Genomic DNA, 19,331 nt, shown 5'->3' with positions numbered 1-19,331 from the left:
CCCCACCGAAGCCGACGATCGACTCGGTCTCGGCGTGGTTTTCGATACCTGTCGCCGGTTGATTGCGCGAATGTTCACCACATCAGCGGGGATCGGCCATTTCTGGTGCGCCAGTGCCGGATTCGCGCGCATCGACCGTCCGCGTGCCCGTACGCCGCGACAGCTCGGCATCGAGTTGCGCCTCGGCGCGTTCGGCTCGGGCCAGGGTCTGGCGGCGCGCGTCCTCGACCGCCGCCAGCCGGGCCGCGGTCTGCTGTGCGACATGTTCGGCGGCCGCGGCGGCTTCCGCGCGCACGGCGGCGATATCGTCGGCGGCGCGCTGTTGTGCCGCGGTCGCCTCCGCGCGCATCCGGTCGATGTCGCCGCGCGCGCGGACCAATTCCGCCCTGACCTCGTCCAGGGTCCGGTTACGTTCGGCGACAGCCGATTCGGCGCGCTCGATGGCGCGTTCGGCGTCGGCGGCGCGCTGCACGGCCAGGTCGCGTTCGGCGCCGGCGGCGGTGATGCGCTGGGCACTGTCGCGACGCACCTGTTCGAGTTCGGCGGTGAACGTGGTGCGCGCCAGATCGGTCTGTTCGGCGGCCTGCCGCCGCGCTTCCTCGATGTCGTGGGCACACTGTGCGCGAACCGCGCGGATCTCGGCGTCGGCCTCGGTGCGTGCGGCGAAGACGTCGTCGGCCGCCTGTTTGCTGACGCGCTGCACTTCTCGCAGTGCGTCGTCGCGTGCGGTGAGCGCCTCCGCGATGCGCGCTTCGGCGGACTCCGCGGCCGCAGCGGCATCCTCGGCCGCGGATTCCGCTGCGGCGCGGGCTTCCTCGGCCTCACGCCGCGCCTTCTCCGCCGCCACGGTCGCCACCTCGGCTTCGGCGATGCGGCGCGCGGCGTCGGCCTGCACGGCCTGGACCTGCGCCTCCGCCACCGAGGGGTCGGCCAGAGTCGACAATTCGGCCACGGCTACCGACAACGTGTTACTCAGCTGATCGGCCAGGCTCCGGAATTGAGTGAGCATCTCGTCGGCCCGCAACCGGGCGGCGGTCACCGGACCCGGTTGCGTCACAGTGACGTTGGTCTCCGGTTCCTCACCCTCCTGCTGACGGCGCTGTCGCTCCCGCCATGCCCGCCATCGGGTGTGCTCGGGGTGATCGCAATATTCCGAGGGCCGTCCCGGCGTTCCGCCGCGGGTGATGGTGCGCGTACAGCCCGGGTAGTTACAGATGCTCGACACAGAGGAATAGTAGCGTTTGTTTCGTCGTTCCCAACGGAATGAGACGAAACGAAAGAGGTTAGACACCAAATGATTCCGGCGCATCCTGACCTCCGATAAGTGAACCTTATCGGAGGTCAGACCCGCTCCCTCCGTCGAATCCGCCCTGGCTTTTACGTTTACGTTTGGTCGCAACCAACCAAACGTAACCACAACACAACTGCCGAAAAACTGTGCTCGGTGGTACGTGCGTACCAACAGGTGCGGCGCCTCATGGATTGCCGGGCTGAGGCGGAGCCCTATCTCGTCAAGCGGCGGGCCCGGCGACGAGGATGAGGTGGTGACCGATAGCGCAAGCCGTCGCCCGCGGGCGCGCGGTGGACGCCCCACGCCGTGAATGTCTTCCATCGGCGACAAGCGGACATGATCCGACCTAGTTCCCTGCGATCGTCGGTGCCGAGTCGACAACAACCCGAAAGGACCACGATGACCATCGACAACACCCCGGCGACCGCACTCGACGGCGAACGGGCCGATCTGCTCGCTCAACTCGCCGCCGCGCGCAGCGCCTTGCGCGCCACCGTCGACGGGTTGACCGACGAGCAGGCCGGCGCGCATCCCACCGTCAGCGCGCTGAGCCTGGGCGGGCTGGTCAAACACGTGGCGGCGATGGAGGACAACTGGCAGCGGTTCGTCGTGGAGGGACCCTCGGCCATGAAATACGAGCTGCCCGAGGGCGTCACCTGGGCGGACTTCACCTCCGGCACCGCGCGGGAGTTCCCGCAATGGGCCATCGACCACCGCAACACCTTCGTGATGCTGCCCGGCGAAACACTCGCCGACATCCTCGCCCGCTACGAGCGGATCGCCGCGCGCACGGAGGAGATCATCGCCGCGGTACCCGATCTCGCCGCCACGCACCCGCTCCCCGACGCGCCGTGGCACGAGGCGGGGGCGGTCCGCAGCGTGCGCCGGGTGCTGATGCATCTGATCCACGAGACCGCGCAGCATGCCGGCCACGCCGACATCATCCGCGAGTCACTGGACGGCCGGACCGCGGGCTGATCGGCCGGTCGCCGCGGTGGGCCGGGTGCTGTCGGCCCGCCGGGCGAATGGTCGGGGTGCGGACGCGTCAGGACCCGGCCGTGATGCGGGCGCGTAATCCTTCGGCGAAGCTACGCGCAGCGTGGAGGTCGGCGGCGTCGGGATGGCCCTTGCTGACCCCGCCGACGATCCGCATCGGCAGCCAGGTATCGAGCCCGCGGCAGGTGAACGTGTCGAGCACCGTGAAGCCGCGATCGGTGAGAAGTGTTGCGAGGGAACGGGTGTAGCGGCGCAGGGGCGTTTCCGGCATGCCGCTGGTGGCGTAGATGAAGGCCTTGGTACCGGACTGCGCCGGCAGCGCCCGGATCAGCTCGCGCAGACGGGGATGGAAGTTCATGGTGAAGATTCCGGACCCGAATCCCACGAGGTCGCAGGAGGCCAGTTCGGCGGGATCGAGTTCGTCGGGCCCGACGACCCGGGCGCCGAGCACCTCGCCCAGCGCATCGGCGATACGCCGGGTATTGCCGTGCGATACCGAGACACAGACGATGACGGCCTTCATACGGTCTCCCTTGCTCGTCCGGTTCGACCGGGATTCCCGGATCGTATCGACCGCACACTCCCTTACGATGACGCCATGGCGGAGATCACGGTGGAGCGGCGCGATACGGTCGCGGTGGTGACGGTATCGGACCCGCAGCGCCGAAACGCGTTGACACTCGGGCTGTCCGAGCAGCTGGCGGCGGCGATCGCCGCGGCGGAGGCTGATGACGGCGTGTACGCGGTGGTGATCACCGGGGCTCCCCCGGCATTCTGCGCGGGCGCCGACCTCAGCGCACTGGGCGAGGCGGCGGAGGAGGGTCTGCGGGCCATCTACGCCGGATTCCTCGCCGTGGCCGAGTGTTCGCTGCCCACCGTCGCGGCAGTGGGCGGGGCCGCGGTCGGGGCGGGACTGAATCTGGCTCTGGCCGCGGATGTGCGCCTCGCCGGGCCGCGCGCCCGCTTCGATGCGCGATTCCTGCGGCTGGGTATCCATCCGGGCGGCGGTATGACATGGATGTTGCAGCGCGCCGTCGGTGCGCAGCGGGCCGCGGCCATGACGCTGCTGGGCGAGATCCTCGATGCCGACGCGGCGCACAGTGCGGGCCTGGTGCATCGTGTCGTGCTCGGTGACCACGACGACTTGGTTGCCGCCGCAGTCGAATTGGCGGCCGGCGCGGCCGACGCGCCGCGCGAGTTGCTGATCACCACCAAACGCACCATGCGCCACACGCGCACACTGGACTCGCATGCCGAGGCCGTCGACGCGGAGATCGTGCCCCAGGTGGCATCGCTGGATTCCGCGGAATTCGCCGCCCGGCTCGCCGCGATGAAGGCGCGTATCAGCGCCCCGCAATAGTCGATGAGAATGCAATTCTCCTTGAAGTAGAATCAGATCGCTCGCGTGTGGCCCGGCCGGGACGCACCGGACCGGAGGAGATGCTGTGAGTGTCGAAAGCAGATTGTCCCCGCGCCGCCACGTGCTGCTCGAACTCGGCTTCGCCACCCGGCGCGCCGGCGACGAGGTGCACGGATCCGCGACCATCGTGCCGGAACTGCACGCGCCGGGAACCACGCATCTGCGCACCTCCATCCTCGCCACCTGGGCCGATACCGTGGCCGGACTACTGGCGTCGCTGGTGATGCATCCGCGGGTCCCGGTGACCCTGGAACTCGACGTCCACCTGTACCGGCCCGCGCCCGCCGCCGGGCAACTCGAGGCGATCGGCCGCACCGTGAAGGTGGGCCGGTCGGTCTTCGTGGCCGAGATCGACTTCGCCGTCGACGGCGAACCGCTGGCCCTGGCCGGTGCCTCGTTCATGGTCGCACCGGACCCGGACTTGCAACTTCCCCGCGCACTCAGCCTCGATATGCCGGCCGGGCGCGACCGGCTCACCACTCCCCTGGCCGAACGCCTGGGCTGCGAACGCGTGCGCCCCGGCGTGGCCGTACTCCCGCGCACCGACGAGGTGCTCAACGCCGCGGGCAGCGTGAACGGCGGTCTCATCGCCGTCGCGGCCGAGGAAGCCGTGCTGTCCCTGGCTCCGGGCGACAGCCTCGGCTTCCTCGGTCTGCGCTATCTGCAACCTGCCAAGGTGGGTCCGGTGACGGCCACCGCGACGGTGCGCGGTGGCGTCGGGCGTGTCGATCTGCGCGACACCGGCAGCGACGACCGGCTCGCCACCATCGCCACCGCCCGCACCTTCGGTGCCGCGACCTAGCTCGGGCGCGTGATCAGGCCGCGCCGAACCACGTCGGCAGATGGGCGAGCAGATCGTCCTGATCGCCGCCGACCCATGCGACATGCCCGTCCGGCCGCAGCAGCACCGCGGGCACATCCAATTCCTCGCTGACATCGACGATGTGATCGACCCGATCGGCCCATCCCGCCACCGACAGCCGGCCGGTCTGATCCAGCAGCAGTCCGCGGCCCGCGTGCATCAGCTCGTAGAGGCGCCCGTCTTTCAGCCGCACATCCCGCAGGCGCCGGCCCAGCAGTTCGTGTCCGGGACCGAAATCGTAGCGGATCGCGGTGGCGGTGATCTTCTCGGTGAGCCGCCGGTTGACCTCATCGATATCGATGAGCTCCGTGAGCAGCCGGCGCACCGCCCGCGGGCCCGGCTCGAGCGACATCAGCTCCATCTGGGCGCGCGTGTTGTCCAGCACGTCGGCGGCGACCGGGTGCCGCTCGGACTCGTAGCTGTCCAGCAGACCGGCCGGGGCCCACCCGGCGAGTTCGGCGGCCAGCTTCCATCCCAGATTGAACGCGTCCTGGATGCCGAGGTTGAGGCCCTGCCCGCCGACCGGCGGATGGATGTGCGCGGCATCCCCGGCCAGCAGTACCCGCCCGGATCGATACCGCTCGGCCAGCCGGGTCGCGTCGCCGAAACGCGACAGCCAGCGCGGTGAATGCACGCCGAAGTCGGTGCCGGCGGTGGCCACCAGCTGCCGCTTCACCTCCTCCATCGTCGGCGGCAGCGTGCGGTCCTCGGACAGTCCCTCGGCCGGCACCACGAACCGGAACGTCCCGTTGCCCGACGGCCCGACCCCGAAGCGCCGCTGTGTCTTGCGGACCTCGGTCACCACCGCGGTCACGGTCTCCAGGGGCGCGTCCAGCTCGACCTCCCCCAGCAGCGTCTCCACCCGCGACGGTTCACCGGGAAAATCGATTCCCGCGAGCTTGCGCACGGTGCTGCGCCCGCCGTCGCAGCCGACGAGATACTGTGCGCGCAGCCGGCTGCCGTCGGCCAGTTCGACGGTCACGCCGTCCGGGTCCTGGATGGCGCCGACCACCTCACAGCCGCGCCGGATGTCGACGCCGAGTTCGGCCGCATGCTCGGCGAGCAGCCGATCGGTGACGGTCTGCGGAATGCCGAGCACATAGGCGTGCGCCGAGTCCAGCTCCGGCTGCGGTGCCGTGATACCTGCGAAGAACCCGCCGACCGGGTACTTCGTGCCCAGCGCGAGAAACCGCTCCAACAGCCCGCGCTGATCCATCACTTCGATACTGCGCGCGTGCAGGCCCAGCGCGCGGACCACTTTCGTCGGCTCGGTCTCCTTCTCCAGCACGACCGGGTTCAGGCCGTGCAACCGCAACTCGCACGCCAGCATCAGACCGGTGGGTCCGGCACCGGCAACGATCACGTCAATCATGAAACCCCATTCGACACGGTGAGGGCACAGCCCACGGAACAGCCGATTTCCGCAGGTCGTGGCGTTGGCCCGACGATTGTGCAGCACACCCCGGGCCTTGCCGCAAGGCCCCCTGTGCGCTATATATTGAAGTGGGAGGGGATGTCTTTCTGTTCTCCTGCTTCCGTTTCGCCCGGCGCTTACACCGTGCGCGTCATGTACGCACTCGTCCCGGTGTCGAGATAGTCCCCGAAGGCGCCGCAGGCGACGAATCCACACCGTGCGTACAGCGTCCGTGCGGGCCGAAACGCTTCGCCCACACCGGTTTCCAGGCTCACCCGCTCCCAGCCGCGGGCGCGCGCCAGCGCGAGCAGATGCGTGACGATCGCGGTGCCGACACCGTGTCCACGCGCCGCTTCGTCGGTGTGCATGGATTTCAGTTCGCCGTGCCCGGCACCGAGATCGCGCACCGCGCCCATACCGAGTAGCACCCCGTCGCGGCGAGCGGTAACCAGGGTGAGCGCTGGATCGGCCCACGCGTCCCGGTCGAGCGCGAACACGGCGTCGGCCGGGGTATGAGCCCGCGCGAAAGCCAGATGGCGGGCGGCCAGCGCTCGCACATCGGCGCGGGCGGGATCATCGGTGGCAACTGTCACGGGCGGCACGGTCGATCATTCTTCCCGGCGCGGACGGGCGCGGCGAACGTCGTTGCCCGGTAACCTGTCTCGCGATGAGCGTCTCAGCGGATCCCGTGATCGTCGATATCGCCGTGCCGGAGGCGGTTCGCACCGAATTACGGCGGGGAGTGCGCAGCGTACTCGTCGACACGGTCGCCCTGCGGATGGTGCGGGAGCGCTTCGACACCGAGCAGGCCGGGGCGCTGGGCCGCTATCTGGAGGCCTCGCAGTCGCCGAACACGGTGCGCGCCTATCGCTCCGACTGGGTCGGGTGGTCGGCGTGGTGTGCGGCCGAGGCGCGGTGCGCACTGCCGGCGGACGCCCTCGATGTCGCGGTGTATCTGGCCGCGGCCGCCGATGCGCGAAAACCGTCCGGCGAGTGGGCATTCGGGCCGGCCACGCTGGAACGCAAGAGCGCCGCCATCGCCGCGGTTCATGCCGCCAACGGGCTACCCTCCCCGACCCGATCGGATGTGGTGCGGTTGACCCTGCGCGGCATCCGCCGCACGCGTCGCAGCGTTCCCAACCGGAAACGTCCCGTGCTGCTGCACACGCTGGCACAACTGCTGGACGGATTGCCGGCTCCGGGCTGGCCGACCGAGCCGGCCCGCCGACGCGACCGGCTGATGCTGCTCGTCGGATTCGCCGGGGCGCTGCGCCGCAGCGAACTCGCCAGACTCCGCGTCGGCGATGTGGCGGTCACCCTCGATCACCGCACCGGCGAACCCGTGCTGCTGGTGCGGCTGCCGGCGACCAAAACCGATCCGACCGGCGCCGGCGCCCAGTCGGTGGCCCTGCCGCGTGGGGCGCGACCCTCGACGTGCCCGGTGTGCGCCTTCGCCGAGTGGATCGACCTGCGCGATATCCACACCGCGGGCGGCACCGACGATCTACGGTCGTGGACCGAGCGCACCTGCGCCACCGGCGATATCCACCGCTGCCACGGCTTCACCGGTGCCACCCGCGTGGATGCGCAGGCCCCGCTGTTCCCGCCGGTCTCGCGGCACGGCGGTATCGGCGCGCAGCCGATCTCGGGACGTGCGGTGGCCGAGCTGGTGAAACGCTACGCCGCACGGGCGGGACTGGATCCGGCCCTGTTCTCCGGACATTCACTGCGCGCCGGATTCGCCACCCAGGCCGCACTCGGCGGCGCCAGCGACCGCGAGATCATGCGCCAGGGCCGGTGGTCCAACCCGCGCACCGTACACGGCTATATCCGCACCGCGAATCCCTTGGAGGACAACGCGGTAACCAAACTCGGGTTGTGAATCCGGACCTGGCTCGAAGTGCAGTGAATGCACCTCTGCGAATTGCTGCGCCGAAGGCTGACCCACAGGTCCGCCGGGACCGGCCTCCGGCCGAACGGTCCGCGACCGGAGTCTCGACGCGGTAGCCGTTGTGACATCTGTCTTGTTGTGCGAAACGGCATTACATGGCGTGCGCGCCTCGCGTCGCGCACTGCCGATGCCGTGACCTGGGATATGACGGAACCATGCGTCGATTCGCCCCGAGGGTCGCTCCGTTTCGGATTTGCGCTTTGCGTGAAGAGGCGTTTTATGCCCCCTGTGACCTGCCCATACCGTCGGATTCATGGAGTGGAACGTTCAGTCAGCCGAAGAAATCGTGGCGGCATTGCGTGCGGGCGAGGTGACCTCGGTGGAACTGACCGAGGACGCGATCGCTCGTATCGAGCGCGAGGACAAGGCGATCAACGCGATCTGTGTGCCGACCTTCGACCGTGCGCGGGCGGCCGCGCAGCGTGCCGACCGGACACGCGCCCGCGGTGAGGACCGGGCGCTGCTCGGTGTGCCGGTGACGGTCAAGGAGTCCTACGACATCGCCGGGCTGCCCACGACCTGGGGCATACCACAGCACGCGAACTACCTAGCGACCGAGGACGCGGTGCAGGTAGCGCGGCTGGAGGCCGCCGGCGCGGTGATCCTCGGTAAGACGAACGTGCCCGAGATGCTGCGAGATATCCAGAGCTTCAACGAGATCTACGGCACCACCAACAATCCGTGGGACCACGACCGAACGTCGGGTGGATCGTCCGGCGGTTCGGCGGCGGCCTTGGCGTGTGGATTCGGCGCGCTGTCCATCGGCTCCGACCTCGCCGGTTCGCTGCGCACCCCCGCGCATTTCTGCGGCGTCTACGCGCACAAGCCGACACTCGGGCTGGCGCCGACCCGCGGCATGGTCGCGCCGCCCGCACCGGCATTGCCGGTCGATCTCGATCTGGCTGTCGTCGGTCCGATGGCGCGTACCGCCCGCGACCTCACGTTGCTGCTCGATGTGATGGCCGGACCGGACCCGCTGACCCACGGCCTCGCCTATGGCGTCTCCCTGCCGCCCCCGCGCCACGATCGGCTGGCCGACTTCCGTGTGCTGGTCCTCGAGGAGCATCCACTCATTCCGACCGGATCCGCGGTGCGGGCCGGCGTGAACCGGGTCGCCGAGGCGCTCGCCGACGAGGGCGCCCGCGTCGAACGGCACAGTCCGCTGCTGCCCGATCCGGCCGAAGCGGCGACGCTCTACATGCAGCTGATGCTGTCGAATGCCGCCGCGGGTCTTCCGCTCGAGGTGTATCGAGAGCTGCAGACCCGCGCCGTAGCGTTGAGTGCCGACGACCGGAGTCTCGATGCGGCGCGGCTGCGCGGCATGGTGCTCAGCCACCGAGACTGGGTGGGGGCCAACAACGGTCGCGAACTCCATCGCCACGGCTGGCGGCAGCTGTTCGCCGAATTCGATGCCGTGGTCTGCCCTATCACGCCCACTCCCGCCTATCCGCACAACCACAACGGTGGGCTGGAGGACCGGCACATCGACATCGACGGCGTCGAGTACCCGTACTTCGACCAGCTCGTCTGGGCTGGTATGGCCACCATGCCCGGCCTGCCCGCCACCGCTGTACCGGCGGGCCGTTCCCCCGAGGGCCTGCCGGTGGGTGTCCAGCTCATCGGTCCGATGTTCGAGGACCGCACCCCGCTGCGGCTGGCCGAACTGCTGGAGGAGAAGATCGGCGGCTTCCGGGCGCCGTAGTGCGCACGAATCGTCGGCGGCGGTGCCCCACCGCCGCGGGCTCACTTCGGATCCGGGACCGGACCGGATCTCCTTTCTCGATCCGTCGGTGTCGGTGCGTCGGCGGCGAGGCCGCGCAGGTCGTCGAAGGCCCGGCAGAGATGCGCCTCCAGATTGTCCGTGGGGTCGTCGATCCAGGCGCGGACCGCGTGTTGATAGGCGGCCCAGCCGGTGCGGGCGGCCAAGTCGGCCGGGCCGGCATCGATACCCCGTTGTCGTAGCGCCTCCGCCACGGCATCGGTGAGTCCCGCGTGTTTGGCCAGCTCGCGTTCGCGCAGTGCCGGTGTCACGGCGATGACCTCCCACCGTGGATCGGAGAACGGGCGGTTGCGTTCCAAGTTCCGAGCCGACTCCCGGAACGCGCGCAGCAGGACCTCGAACGGGCGCAGTCCCCGGGGCGCTTCGACAACTGCCTGCATCAAGGTGGTGCGCAGGTCGGCTTCGCCGTCGAAGAGGACCTCGCGTTTGTCGGGGAAGTGCCGGAAGAAGGTGCGCTCGTTGACCCCGGCCAGGGCGGCGATCTCCGCGGCGGTGGTCCGGTCGAATCCTCGTTCCCGGTACAGCTCGAGGGCCGCCTGTTGCAGGCGGCGACGCACCTCTGCTCCGCTTCGTGGCATTCGCCGAGCCTACCGCGATGCGTCAGTGACTGGCATCACGTTGCGTCAGTCACTGGCGCTTCCCGTAGAGTCAGTGACTGACACTACTTAGCGTCAGTCACTGGCGTAAAAGGGAGAGTTCCATGCATGTCTTCGTCACCGGCGGCACCGGTCAGACCGGACCCGCCGTCGTCGCCGAGCTCATCGCGGCCGGTCACACCGTGACCGGCCTGGCCCGCTCGGAGGCCGCGGCCGACCGGCTGGAATCGTTGGGCGCGACACCGCATCGCGGCTGCCTGGACGACCTCGACAGTCTGCGCAGCGGCGCGGCGGCCGCCGACGGCGTCCTGCATATGGCCTACGGCGGCGACTACGCGGATCCGGATGACCTCATCCGTCGCGACTGCGCCGCGATCGAGGCGCTCGGACAGCCGCTGGCCGGCACCGGCAAGCCCCTTGTCAGCACGTCGGGCACCTTGGTGACCAGGGCCGGGCAGGTCAGCACCGAGCAGGAGGCGCCGGACCCCGATTCGGTCGCCGCCTTCCGCATCGCGGGCGAGCAGAGCTGTCTGAGTCTCGCCGGGTCGGGGGTGCGCGCCAGTGTGGTCCGACTGGCGCCGACCGTGCACGGACCCGGCGATTACGGGTTCGTTCCGGCGCTCATCGCGGCCGCGCGCAGGGCAGGCGTCTCGGCCTACATCGGCGACGGCGCCAATCGGTGGCCCGCGGTCCACCGCGCCGACGCCGCGGTCTTGTTCCGGTTGGCGCTGGAGAAGGCGCCCGCCGGCAGCGTGTTGCACGGCGTCGGCGAAAGCGCTGTCACGATCAGAAGTCTCGCGGAACAGATCGCGCACGTGCTCGGCATTCCCACCGCTTCGCTGACCCTCGAACAGGCCGCCGCGCATCTGGGGAACCCGTTCCTGGCTCGATTCTTCTCCCTCGACGTCCCGGTCTCCAGCGAACACACCCGAGCGCTGCTGGGGTGGGCACCCGAACACGCGACCTTGCTCGAGGATCTGCGGACCGGCGACTACTTCACCCCACAGGCCGCCCTCCGCGCCGAACAGGTGTGGCTGCCGCACGGCTCGCACGAGCGCAGCCACAGCTGACCCGCCTGCCCGCGCGGATCGGCCGCCGGAAATCCGTGTGCGCGCAGCCGTTCGCCCGCACTATCGTTGCCTCTCCGGTGATCGTGCCGGTGCGCTTCGAGTAGCGGCTTCGCCGCAGCGGGGCGCCAGGGTGTACGGACGGGGGTGGGCAGGTGCGAAATCTGCTGTGGGAGGTAGTGGTCGGGTCGCGGGCGCACGGCTCGGCGACCGCGGGCAGCGATACCGACTATGCCGGGATCTACGCGGAACCGACGAATGCGCTGCTGGGTTTGCATCCGCCGGCGCGAGCCGGCCGCACCGGCCGCGACGGCGACGACGCCGTCCACGTGGGTCTCGACGCGCACGATCTGGCGCCGGTGCCGGTGGACTGGGTGCGCGAGGTCATCGCGGGAGCGGGCTGAGGAGCCTGCCGCGGAAAGCGGTGGCCGGTCTCCCCTTCCGATCGTTATGGTCGTCGCATGGTGGCGCCCGATCATCTGCTCGAATTCGCCGGACTGGCGTTGGTGCTCGTCGTCGTTCCCGGGCCGAGCGTCCTGTTCGCGATCACCCGGGCGATCACGATCGGGCGGCGGGAGGCGCTGTTCACCGTGGCCGGTAACGCGGTCGGGGTCTACCTGCAGGTCGCCGCGGTGGCCTTCGGGCTCGGGACGATCGTCGCGGCGTCGGCCACCGCGTTCACCGCGGTCAAACTTCTCGGTGCGTCCTACCTGATCTATCTGGGTGTTCAGGCGATCCGCCATCGTGCCGGTCTGGCCGAGGCTTTCACCACGGAGGCGCCCGCGATCCGGCGCGGCACCGTCTCCATGCTGCGCGACGGCCTCGTCGTCGGTTTTGCCAACCCGAAGTCCGTGGTCTTCCTCGCCGCGCTGCTACCGCAATTCGTCGACCCGGATGGGTGGGTGCCGGGGCAGATGCTGGTGCTCGGCCTGTGTATTCCGTTGTTCGGGTTGATCTTCGACTCCACCTGGGCACTGACCGCCGGGGCGGCACGCGCCTGGTTCGCGCGTTCGCCACGGCGACTCGCCGCCGTCGGCGGCGCCGGCGGGCTCGTGATGATCGGACTCGGTACCAGCTTGGCGCTGACCGGCCGGAAGGACTGAGCGGATCATCGGCACACCGCCGGGTTGACAACCGGAATGAATGTTCCTGTCCGGCAGCCGGTTACAAGCTGTCGTGATCTGCCACGATCTGCGGTGGACTGAGCACCGTCAGGTCCGGCACCGCGCCGTGATAGGCCTCGATCTGCACGAGCGCCAGTTGTCCCGTACTGCCCTGGCTCAGCGTGGAGGAGGGGCGGTCGGCGGTGAGCACGTTCGGGTTGCCGTGCCGGCAGAACGACGGATCTTCCGGATCCGGGTCGTACCAGGCCCCGGTGGACAACTGCGCGATGCCCGGTGCGACCGCGTCGTCGACGACGAGCCCGGCGAGGCAGGAGCCGCGGTCGTTGTACAGGCGCACGATGTCGCCGTCGGCCACTGCCCGCGCCCGCGCTTCCGCCGGGTGCAGCCGCACCGGTTCGCGGTCGCGGATCTTCACCGACCGGCTGTGCGCGCCGACGTCGAGCTGGCTGTGCAGTTTGGTACGCGGCTGGTTGGCGACCAGCTGCAGCGGAAACCGTTGTGCCGCAGCGCCGCCCAGCCATTCGTCCGGCTCGAGCCAAACCGGGTGCCCGGGGCAGTCGGGGTAGCCGTAGCCGGCGATGGTCTCGGAGAAGATCTCGACGCGACCGGAGGGTGTCGGCAGCGGATGCGCGCCGGGGTCGGCACGAAAGTCCGCGAACACCACCTGCGGCGGGTCGGCGACGGGCAGTTCGATGCCGGAGCCGGACCAGAACCGATCAAAGTCCGGGAAGTCTCGTCCCCGTTCGCCCAGGTCGGACAACCATTGCCCGTACAGGTGCCGCAGCCAGTCGCCCGTGGTGCGTCCCTCGGTGAATTCCTTACCGGTACCGAGTCTTCCGGACAATTCGGCGAGAATGTCGTAGTCGTCGCGGGCCTGCCCGTGCGGGCGGGTGAGGGCGGGCATGGGGAACAGGATGCCGTCGTTGTCGCCGGTGCCGTAGTCGTCGCGTTCGATGGTCATGGTGGCCGGCAGCACGATATCGGCGTGGCGGGCGGTGGCGGTCCAGAACGAGTCGTGGACGACGATGGTCTCGGGCCGGTCGAACGCGCGGCGCAGGCGGGCCAGGTCCTGATGATGGTGGAAGGGGTTGCCGCCGGCCCAATACACCAGCCGGATATCGGGATAGCGCAGCTCGCGCCCGTCGTATCGGAACGCTGTGCCGGGCGCGAGCAGCATATCCGCGATGCGCGCGACGGGAATGAAACGGTCGATGGGGTTGGCGCCCTGCGGAAGTCGCGGCAGCGGCAGCGTGCGGGTGGGTTCGCCGATGCTCGCCGAGGAGCCGTAGCCGTGGCCGAAACCGCCTCCGGGCAATCCGATCTGGCCCAGCATGGCGGCCAGCACCACGCCCAGCCAGGTCGGCTGCTCTCCGTGCTGCGCTCGCTGCAGCGACCAGCTCACCGTCACGAGGGTGCGTGCCGCGGCCATCTCGTGTGCCAGCGTACGGATGCGTTCGGCCGGCACCCCGGTGATCGCGGCGGCCCACGCGGGATCCTTCACGACGCCGTCGGCGGTGCCGCGCAGATATCGCGCGAACTGTTCGTAGCCGACGGTGTGGGAATTCAGGAAGGCGGTGTCGGTCAGGCCGTCGGCGTCGAGAACCTGGGCCAGCGCGAGCATCAGGGCGGCGTCGGTGCCGGGTCGCGGGGAGATCCACTCCGCCTCCGCGATATCGGCGGTGTCGTCGCGCAGCGGGGCGACGGTGACGAACCGGCAGCCGCGCCGCCGGGCCCGCTCGATCCAGTCCCTGTTGTGGTGGCGGGAGACACCGCCCGGATTGACCGCGGCGTTCTTCGGCGAGATACCGCCGAAGGCGACCACCAGTTCGGTGTGGTCGGCGATCACCGATTTGGCGGTGAAACGTCCCAGCAGCGCGAACAGGTCTCCCACCACGTAGGGCAGCAAGACCGTGGAGGTCCCCAGGCTGTAGCTGTTGACGTGGCGCACGTAGCCACCGAGGCAGTTCAGGAACCGGTGCAGCTGGCTCTGGGCGTGGTGGAACCGTCCGGCGCTGGCCCAGCCGTAGGAGCCGCCGTAGACGGCTTCGGGGCCGAATTCGGTGTAGACGCGGCGCAATTCGCCGCTGAGCAGATCGAGGGCCCGGTCCCAGCTCACCGGGACATAGGCATCCCCGCCGCGTCCGGATGCGCCCGGCCCGTGTTCGAGCCATGATTTCCGGACGTAGGGCCGATCGATGCGGGTCGGATGATGGTGTGCCGAAGCCACATTGCCGATCAGCGGGGTGGGCTCCGGGTCGCCGGGCCAGGGCCGTACCGCGGTCAGCCGCTCACCGTCGCTGACGGCGTCGAACGCTCCCCAATGCGTCATATGCGTGACCATGGCCGCCACCCTAGCCGCGCGCACCGACAGTGTTCGACCGAATTCCGCAACATCTGGACACTCGCCCAATTGCGGGTGAGAATGACTGCGCCGCGTCCGGCCCTGCCGAAGCGGTGACCGGGGTTACCGTTGCCGGACCGTCCCCACCGGATACCGAGGAGTTCGATGCGCAATCTCAGCCGTCGCCAGGCCTTCGGTCTGCTCGCCGCCGGGACCGCCGCCGCCGTGGCCGGTCCCGCCGCCTTCGCCCGGGCCCGCCCGGCCGCACCGGCCACCGTGCCGAATCTGGGCGCCGACTTCCTGTGGGGTGTGGCCAGCGCCGGATTCCAATGCGAAGGCCATGCGCCCGACAGCAACTGGCTGCGGTACGTGGCCACGCATCCCGACTACGACCGCTACCACGATGCGGTCGATTTCTTCACCGGCTATCGTTCCGATATCGGCCTGGCCGCCGGGCTCGGCGTCGGCGTGTACCGCATCAGCGTGGAGTGGGCACGGGTGCAGCCGCGGCCGGGCGAGTGGGACGAGGCCGGATTCGCCTTCTACGACAGCGTTCTCGACACGATGGCCGCGCACGGCATCCGCCCGATGCTGACACTGGATCATTGGGTGTATCCCGGTTGGGCCGCCGACCGCGGCGGCTGGGCGCATCCCGCGATGCTCGACGACTGGCTGGCCAACGCGCGGACAGTGGTGCAGCGCTACGCCTCTCGCGATCCGCTGTGGGTGACGTTCAACGAACCGGCGTTCTACATCGTCAACGAAACCCGCAACGGCGGGCTGTCGCCGGCGGACGTCCCGGCGATGCAGCAGCGACTGATCCAGGCGCACAACACCATCTACGACGACATCCACCGGGCGCAGCCGGGCGCCATGGTGACCAGCAATCTCGCCTACATCGTCGGCACGGCGGAACCGGTGGTCAACGGCCCGATGATCGATGCCATCGCCGCGAAACTCGACTATGTCGGCATCGATTACTACTACGGTCACACCCCGCAGGACCTGGCCCGGCTGTCGCCGGAGGACCTCGACCGATTGTGGAAGATGCCGCTACAGCCCGAGGGCGTCTACTATGCGCTGGAATACTATTCGCGCCGATTCCCCGGCAAGCCGCTGTACGTGGTGGAGAACGGCATGCCGACCGAGAACGGCGCACCCCGCCCCGACGGCTACACCCGCGGCGACGACCTGCGCGACACCGTGTACTGGCTGCAGCGCGCCAAGGCCGACGGCATCGACGTGATCGGCTACGACTACTGGTCGATCACCGACAACTACGAATGGGGCAGCTACACACCGCGCTTCGGTTTGTACACCGTCGACGTGCTGGGCGACCCCGCCCTGACACGGCGCCCCACCGACGCCGTGGACGCCTATCGCGCGATCACGCGGGCCGGCGGTGTTGCCGCGGACTACCGTCCCACGCGCGGCCCGGTGGCGTGTTCGCTGGTCGATATCCCCGGCAGCTGCGCCGATCCGGTGACCGTGCCGCACTGATCTCCCCCACCGGGTATACGGGCACCGGGCGCTGGGCTAGTTTCGGAGGGGCAAATGTTGCGGTCCGGTCACGGACCGACGAACCACCCTGATGGAGGACAGCTCGTGCGCATCCTGTTGGTCGCCAGCGCATTCAACAGTCTCACCCAGCGAGTGCATGCCGAATTGCGGGAACGCGATCACGAGGTCGGAGTCGAGCTGGCTCTCGGCGACGACCTGCTCCGCGCCCGGGTCGCACGATTCCGGCCGGATCTGATTCTGGCGCCGATGCTCACCACGGCGATTCCCGAGGATGTGTGGACCGAACATCCGGTGTTCATCGTGCATCCGGGGCCGATGGGTGATCGGGGGCCGTCGTCGCTGGACTGGGCCATCACCGAGGGCGCGACCCGGTGGGGTGTGACGGTGCTGCAGGCGGTGGCGGAGATGGACGCCGGTCCCATCTGGGCGTCGGTGGGGTTCGATGTGGCGCCGTGCGGCAAGAGCGAGTTGTATCGCAACGAGGTGTCCGATGCGGCGGTCGAGGCGGTGCTGACCGCGGTGCGCCGCTTCGCATCCGGCGACTACGTGCCCGAACCGCTGGACTACGACCGCCCCGATGTCACGGGCCGGCTGCGGCCGTTCCTCACTCAGCAGGTGCGCCGCATCGACTGGGCCACCGCCGATACCGCGACCGTGATCCGCACGCTGCGCGCGGCCGATTCCCAGCCGGGTGTGCTGGACGAACTGTTCGGCCGCGAATACTTCGTCCACGGCGGTCATCACGAGGATCGGCTGCGGGGTGAGCCGGGTGCGGTGATCGCCACCCGCGACGGCGCGATCTGCCGGGCCACCGTCGACGGTGCGGTGTGGTTGCCGCAGCTGCGCCCGCGTCGCGTGTCGGGCGGACCGGTGACGTTCAAGATGCCGGCCACCGACGCACTGGGCGCCGATCTGCCCGCCGGCGTCCCCGAAGTGCCGGTCTCCCCCGCTGAGGCGGCGGTGCGCGACACCTGGTCGGAGCTGCGCTACCACGAGGACGCGGGCGTCGGATATCTCGAATTCGCCTATCCCGGTGGCGCGATGGACACCCGGCAGTGCCGGCGGCTGCTGGCCGCCTATCGCGAGGCCTGCGATCGGCCGGTGGATGTGCTGGTGCTGGGGCCGCGGCGCGACTTCTTCTCCAACGGCATCCATCTCAACGTGATCGAGGCGGCCGCCGATCCGGCCGAGGAGTCGTGGCGCAACATCAACGCGATCGATGATGTGGTGGAGGCGATTCTCACCACCACCGACAAACTGGTGATCGCGGCGCTGGCGGGCAATGCCGCCGCGGGTGGGGTGATGCTGGCCCTGGCCGCCGATCACGTGTGGTGCCGGGAATCGGTGGTGCTCAATCCGCACTACCGGCTGATGGGCCTGCACGGTTCGGAGTATTGGACCTACACGCTGCCGCAGCGGGTGGGACCGGAGGTCGCCGCGCAGCTGACCAGCCGGACCCTGCCGGTCGGCGCACGGGCCGCGGCGCGAGTGGGGTTGGTGGACAAGGTGTTCGACGGCTCCACCGAGCGATTCCGGGCACAGGTTCGCCGCGAGGCCGAAATTCTCGCGGCCGCACCGGAATTGCAGAATCTACTGCTGGCGAAGAAACAGCGCCGCGCGGCCGACGAGGCGGTGCGGCCGCTGGCGCGGTATCGGGCCGAAGAGCTCGCGCATATGCATCGCAACTTCTTCGGCGACGGCGAGTCCTATCACCGGTTGCGGCGCGAGTTCGTCGCCAACACCAAGCCGCCCGCGACTCCCACGTATCTGCTGGGCTGAGGTCCCGGCCGTCCGGTCGTGGCCGTGCGCTGCCGCGACCGGACGGGGTTCCGCCGGAACAGGTTCAGGCGGAACGGGATTCGACGACCGGGCGAGCGGCCGCCGAACGGGTGCCGAAGCGCAGGATGCCGTCTTCGAGATCGGCTTTGCGCAGCAACGCGCGGTCGCGGTAGTAGTTGTTGATGACCTTCCACGGTCCGCGGCGGCCCTGACGCGGCATCACCGCGTCGCCGCGGGCGATGTAGCCGGAGGTCAGCGCGCCGCCCATCATCGACTCGGGCGCCCGGTCGGCGTCCTCGGCTTCGGCGACGAAGCTCGAATACCCCTTGGCCTTCATGTGATTGAGCAGCCGGCAGAAGTATTCGGCGGCCAGATCGGCCTTCAATGTCCAGGAGGCGTTGGTGTAGCCGATGATCATCATGGCGTTGGGCAGCCCGCTCATCAGCGCGCCCTTGTAGGCGACCAGATCGCGGGTCGCGATCGGGGTGCCGTCGACATCGATCGCCGCGCCACCGAGCATCTGGATGTTGAGCCCGGTCGCGCTGATGATGATGTCGGCGGGCAGTTCCTCGCCGGATTCCAGGCGGATGCCGGTTTCGGTGAAGGTCGCGATGCGGTCGGTCACGATGGAGGCACGCCCGCTGCGCAGTACCTTGAACAGGTCGCCGTTGGGCACGATGCACAGCCGCTGATCCCACGGGTTGTAGCTGGGGCTGAAGTGACGCATGTCCACGTTGGGCCCGACGGCGACCCGCACGGCCTGCAGCAGCAGTTTCCGCGACAGGGCGGGGTTGCTGCGGGAGAGGGCGAAGCTGGCGCGCTGCAGGGCGATATTGCGGGCGCGGCCGGTCTTGTAGGCCAGCGCGGCGGGCAGTTTGGCCTTCTTCATGCCGACCGCTACGGGATCCTCGGCGGGCAGCGGCGCGATGTAGGTAGGCGAGCGCTGCAGCATGGTCACGTGCGCGGCGTCCTCGCTCATGGCCGGGACCAGCGTGATCGCGGTGGCGCCGCTGCCGATGACGACAACGCGTTTGCCGCGGTAGTCCAGATCCTCGGGCCAGTGCTGGGGGTGCACGATCTGCCCGCCGAAGTTCTCCTCACCGGGGAACTGCGGGCGGAAACCCTTGTCGTAGTCGTAGTAACCGGTGCAGCCGACCAGGAAGTTGCTGGTGTAGGTCTCGGTGTCGCC

Annotated in this window: 17 protein-coding genes; 10 read left to right on the top strand and 7 right to left on the bottom strand. The window is 69.3% G+C overall.

The annotated features are described in order from the left end of the window. Positions 1 to 82: 82 nt before the first annotated feature. On the bottom strand, positions 83 to 1,225 hold the full coding sequence (locus AC5592_RS02550; RefSeq protein WP_232329160.1) for a coiled-coil domain-containing protein: 1,143 nt from the start codon (positions 1,223 to 1,225) through the stop codon (positions 83 to 85). A 465-nt stretch (positions 1,226 to 1,690) separates the two neighbouring features. On the opposite strand from AC5592_RS02550, the gene AC5592_RS02545 reads away from it, so the two are divergent. Continuing rightward, positions 1,691 to 2,269 carry a DinB family protein gene (locus AC5592_RS02545; RefSeq protein ID WP_036501240.1) on the top strand — a complete coding sequence of 193 codons (579 nt, stop codon included), beginning with the start codon at positions 1,691 to 1,693 and terminating at the stop codon, positions 2,267 to 2,269. 67 nt (positions 2,270 to 2,336) lie between these two features. Here AC5592_RS02545 and AC5592_RS02540 read toward each other — a convergent pair whose 3' ends face one another. After that, on the bottom strand, positions 2,337 to 2,810 hold the full coding sequence (locus AC5592_RS02540) for a flavodoxin family protein (protein WP_063063260.1): 474 nt from the start codon (positions 2,808 to 2,810) through the stop codon (positions 2,337 to 2,339). Positions 2,811 to 2,885: 75 nt separating this feature from the next. Here AC5592_RS02540 and AC5592_RS02535 point away from each other — a divergent pair, with 75 nt between their 5' ends. Together AC5592_RS02535 and AC5592_RS02530 are read left to right on the top strand one after the other, a co-directional pair. Continuing rightward, on the top strand, positions 2,886 to 3,647 hold the full coding sequence (locus AC5592_RS02535) for an enoyl-CoA hydratase (protein WP_036501237.1): 762 nt from the start codon (positions 2,886 to 2,888) through the stop codon (positions 3,645 to 3,647). A gap of 85 nt (positions 3,648 to 3,732) precedes the next feature. After that, positions 3,733 to 4,509, top strand: a complete 777-nt coding sequence (locus tag AC5592_RS02530) for a PaaI family thioesterase (RefSeq protein ID WP_036501235.1) — start codon at positions 3,733 to 3,735, stop codon at positions 4,507 to 4,509. Positions 4,510 to 4,522: 13 nt separating this feature from the next. Here the strand turns inward: AC5592_RS02530 and rox are convergent, their stop codons facing one another. Further along, on the bottom strand, positions 4,523 to 5,941 hold the full coding sequence (gene rox / locus AC5592_RS02525) for a rifampin monooxygenase (RefSeq protein ID WP_036501233.1): 1,419 nt from the start codon (positions 5,939 to 5,941) through the stop codon (positions 4,523 to 4,525). 179 nt (positions 5,942 to 6,120) lie between these two features. Continuing rightward, the gene (locus AC5592_RS02520; RefSeq protein ID WP_063063259.1) at positions 6,121 to 6,576 is read right to left on the bottom strand and encodes a GNAT family N-acetyltransferase; all 456 of its coding nucleotides are present in this window, start codon (positions 6,574 to 6,576) and stop codon (positions 6,121 to 6,123) included. Positions 6,577 to 6,650: 74 nt separating this feature from the next. Between AC5592_RS02520 and AC5592_RS02515 the strand changes: the two genes are divergently transcribed. Both AC5592_RS02515 and AC5592_RS02510 read left to right on the top strand, forming a co-directional pair. Further along, positions 6,651 to 7,865, top strand: coding sequence for a site-specific integrase (locus tag AC5592_RS02515; protein ID WP_063063258.1), 1,215 nt, complete (start codon positions 6,651 to 6,653; stop codon positions 7,863 to 7,865). 322 nt (positions 7,866 to 8,187) lie between these two features. Then, positions 8,188 to 9,636 carry an amidase gene (locus AC5592_RS02510; RefSeq protein WP_063063257.1) on the top strand — a complete coding sequence of 483 codons (1,449 nt, stop codon included), beginning with the start codon at positions 8,188 to 8,190 and terminating at the stop codon, positions 9,634 to 9,636. Between the two features lie 41 nt (positions 9,637 to 9,677). Here AC5592_RS02510 and AC5592_RS02505 read toward each other — a convergent pair whose 3' ends face one another. Then, entirely contained in the window at positions 9,678 to 10,292 is a 615-nt protein-coding gene (locus tag AC5592_RS02505; RefSeq protein WP_063063256.1) for a TetR family transcriptional regulator, read from the bottom strand. Between the two features lie 122 nt (positions 10,293 to 10,414). On the opposite strand from AC5592_RS02505, the gene AC5592_RS02500 reads away from it, so the two are divergent. The 3 genes from AC5592_RS02500 to AC5592_RS02490 all read left to right on the top strand — a co-directional run bounded on the left by AC5592_RS02500 (position 10,415) and on the right by AC5592_RS02490 (position 12,480). Next, positions 10,415 to 11,380 (top strand): SDR family oxidoreductase, encoded by a 966-nt coding sequence (locus AC5592_RS02500; RefSeq protein WP_063063255.1) that lies wholly within the window; start codon positions 10,415 to 10,417, stop codon positions 11,378 to 11,380. 152 nt (positions 11,381 to 11,532) lie between these two features. Continuing rightward, on the top strand, positions 11,533 to 11,781 hold the full coding sequence (locus AC5592_RS02495; protein ID WP_063063254.1) for a DNA polymerase beta superfamily protein: 249 nt from the start codon (positions 11,533 to 11,535) through the stop codon (positions 11,779 to 11,781). 57 nt (positions 11,782 to 11,838) lie between these two features. Beyond that, positions 11,839 to 12,480 carry a LysE family translocator gene (locus AC5592_RS02490; RefSeq protein ID WP_063063253.1) on the top strand — a complete coding sequence of 214 codons (642 nt, stop codon included), beginning with the start codon at positions 11,839 to 11,841 and terminating at the stop codon, positions 12,478 to 12,480. A 61-nt stretch (positions 12,481 to 12,541) separates the two neighbouring features. Here AC5592_RS02490 and AC5592_RS02485 read toward each other — a convergent pair whose 3' ends face one another. After that, entirely contained in the window at positions 12,542 to 14,842 is a 2,301-nt protein-coding gene (locus AC5592_RS02485) for a molybdopterin-dependent oxidoreductase (protein WP_063063252.1), read from the bottom strand. A 165-nt stretch (positions 14,843 to 15,007) separates the two neighbouring features. Here AC5592_RS02485 and AC5592_RS02480 point away from each other — a divergent pair, with 165 nt between their 5' ends. Both AC5592_RS02480 and AC5592_RS02475 read left to right on the top strand, forming a co-directional pair. Further along, positions 15,008 to 16,342: a family 1 glycosylhydrolase gene (locus tag AC5592_RS02480; RefSeq protein ID WP_036501477.1), complete on the top strand. Its 1,335-nt coding sequence runs from the start codon at positions 15,008 to 15,010 to the stop codon at positions 16,340 to 16,342. Positions 16,343 to 16,447: 105 nt separating this feature from the next. Next, positions 16,448 to 18,142 (top strand): hydrogenase maturation protein, encoded by a 1,695-nt coding sequence (locus AC5592_RS02475; RefSeq protein WP_063063251.1) that lies wholly within the window; start codon positions 16,448 to 16,450, stop codon positions 18,140 to 18,142. Positions 18,143 to 18,206: 64 nt separating this feature from the next. On the opposite strand, the gene AC5592_RS02470 is transcribed toward AC5592_RS02475, so the two are convergent. Beyond that, positions 18,207 to 19,331, bottom strand: a 1,125-nt coding sequence (locus tag AC5592_RS02470; protein WP_063063250.1) for a flavin-containing monooxygenase, incomplete at its 5' end; no start/stop codon positions are given.

Origin of the sequence: Nocardia violaceofusca NBRC 14427 (genome assembly GCF_963869435.1) — a bacterium.
Classification (GTDB): domain Bacteria; phylum Actinomycetota; class Actinomycetes; order Mycobacteriales; family Mycobacteriaceae; genus Nocardia; species Nocardia aobensis.
This window is presented reverse-complemented; position numbering and strand designations above follow the sequence as displayed.

Coding starts and splice junctions, on each gene's coding strand:
- AC5592_RS02510 (WP_063063257.1), top strand. CDS start 8,188: ATGGAGTGGAACGTTCAGTCAGCCGAAGAAATCGTGGCGGCATTGCGT.
- AC5592_RS02515 (WP_063063258.1), top strand. CDS start 6,651: ATGAGCGTCTCAGCGGATCCCGTGATCGTCGATATCGCCGTGCCGGAG.
- AC5592_RS02480 (WP_036501477.1), top strand. CDS start 15,008: ATGCGCAATCTCAGCCGTCGCCAGGCCTTCGGTCTGCTCGCCGCCGGG.
- AC5592_RS02500 (WP_063063255.1), top strand. CDS start 10,415: ATGCATGTCTTCGTCACCGGCGGCACCGGTCAGACCGGACCCGCCGTC.
- AC5592_RS02505 (WP_063063256.1), bottom strand. CDS start 10,292: ATGCCACGAAGCGGAGCAGAGGTGCGTCGCCGCCTGCAACAGGCGGCC.
- rox (WP_036501233.1), bottom strand. CDS start 5,941: ATGATTGACGTGATCGTTGCCGGTGCCGGACCCACCGGTCTGATGCTG.
- AC5592_RS02485 (WP_063063252.1), bottom strand. CDS start 14,842: ATGGTCACGCATATGACGCATTGGGGAGCGTTCGACGCCGTCAGCGAC.
- AC5592_RS02535 (WP_036501237.1), top strand. CDS start 2,886: ATGGCGGAGATCACGGTGGAGCGGCGCGATACGGTCGCGGTGGTGACG.
- AC5592_RS02490 (WP_063063253.1), top strand. CDS start 11,839: ATGGTGGCGCCCGATCATCTGCTCGAATTCGCCGGACTGGCGTTGGTG.
- AC5592_RS02545 (WP_036501240.1), top strand. CDS start 1,691: ATGACCATCGACAACACCCCGGCGACCGCACTCGACGGCGAACGGGCC.
- AC5592_RS02540 (WP_063063260.1), bottom strand. CDS start 2,810: ATGAAGGCCGTCATCGTCTGTGTCTCGGTATCGCACGGCAATACCCGG.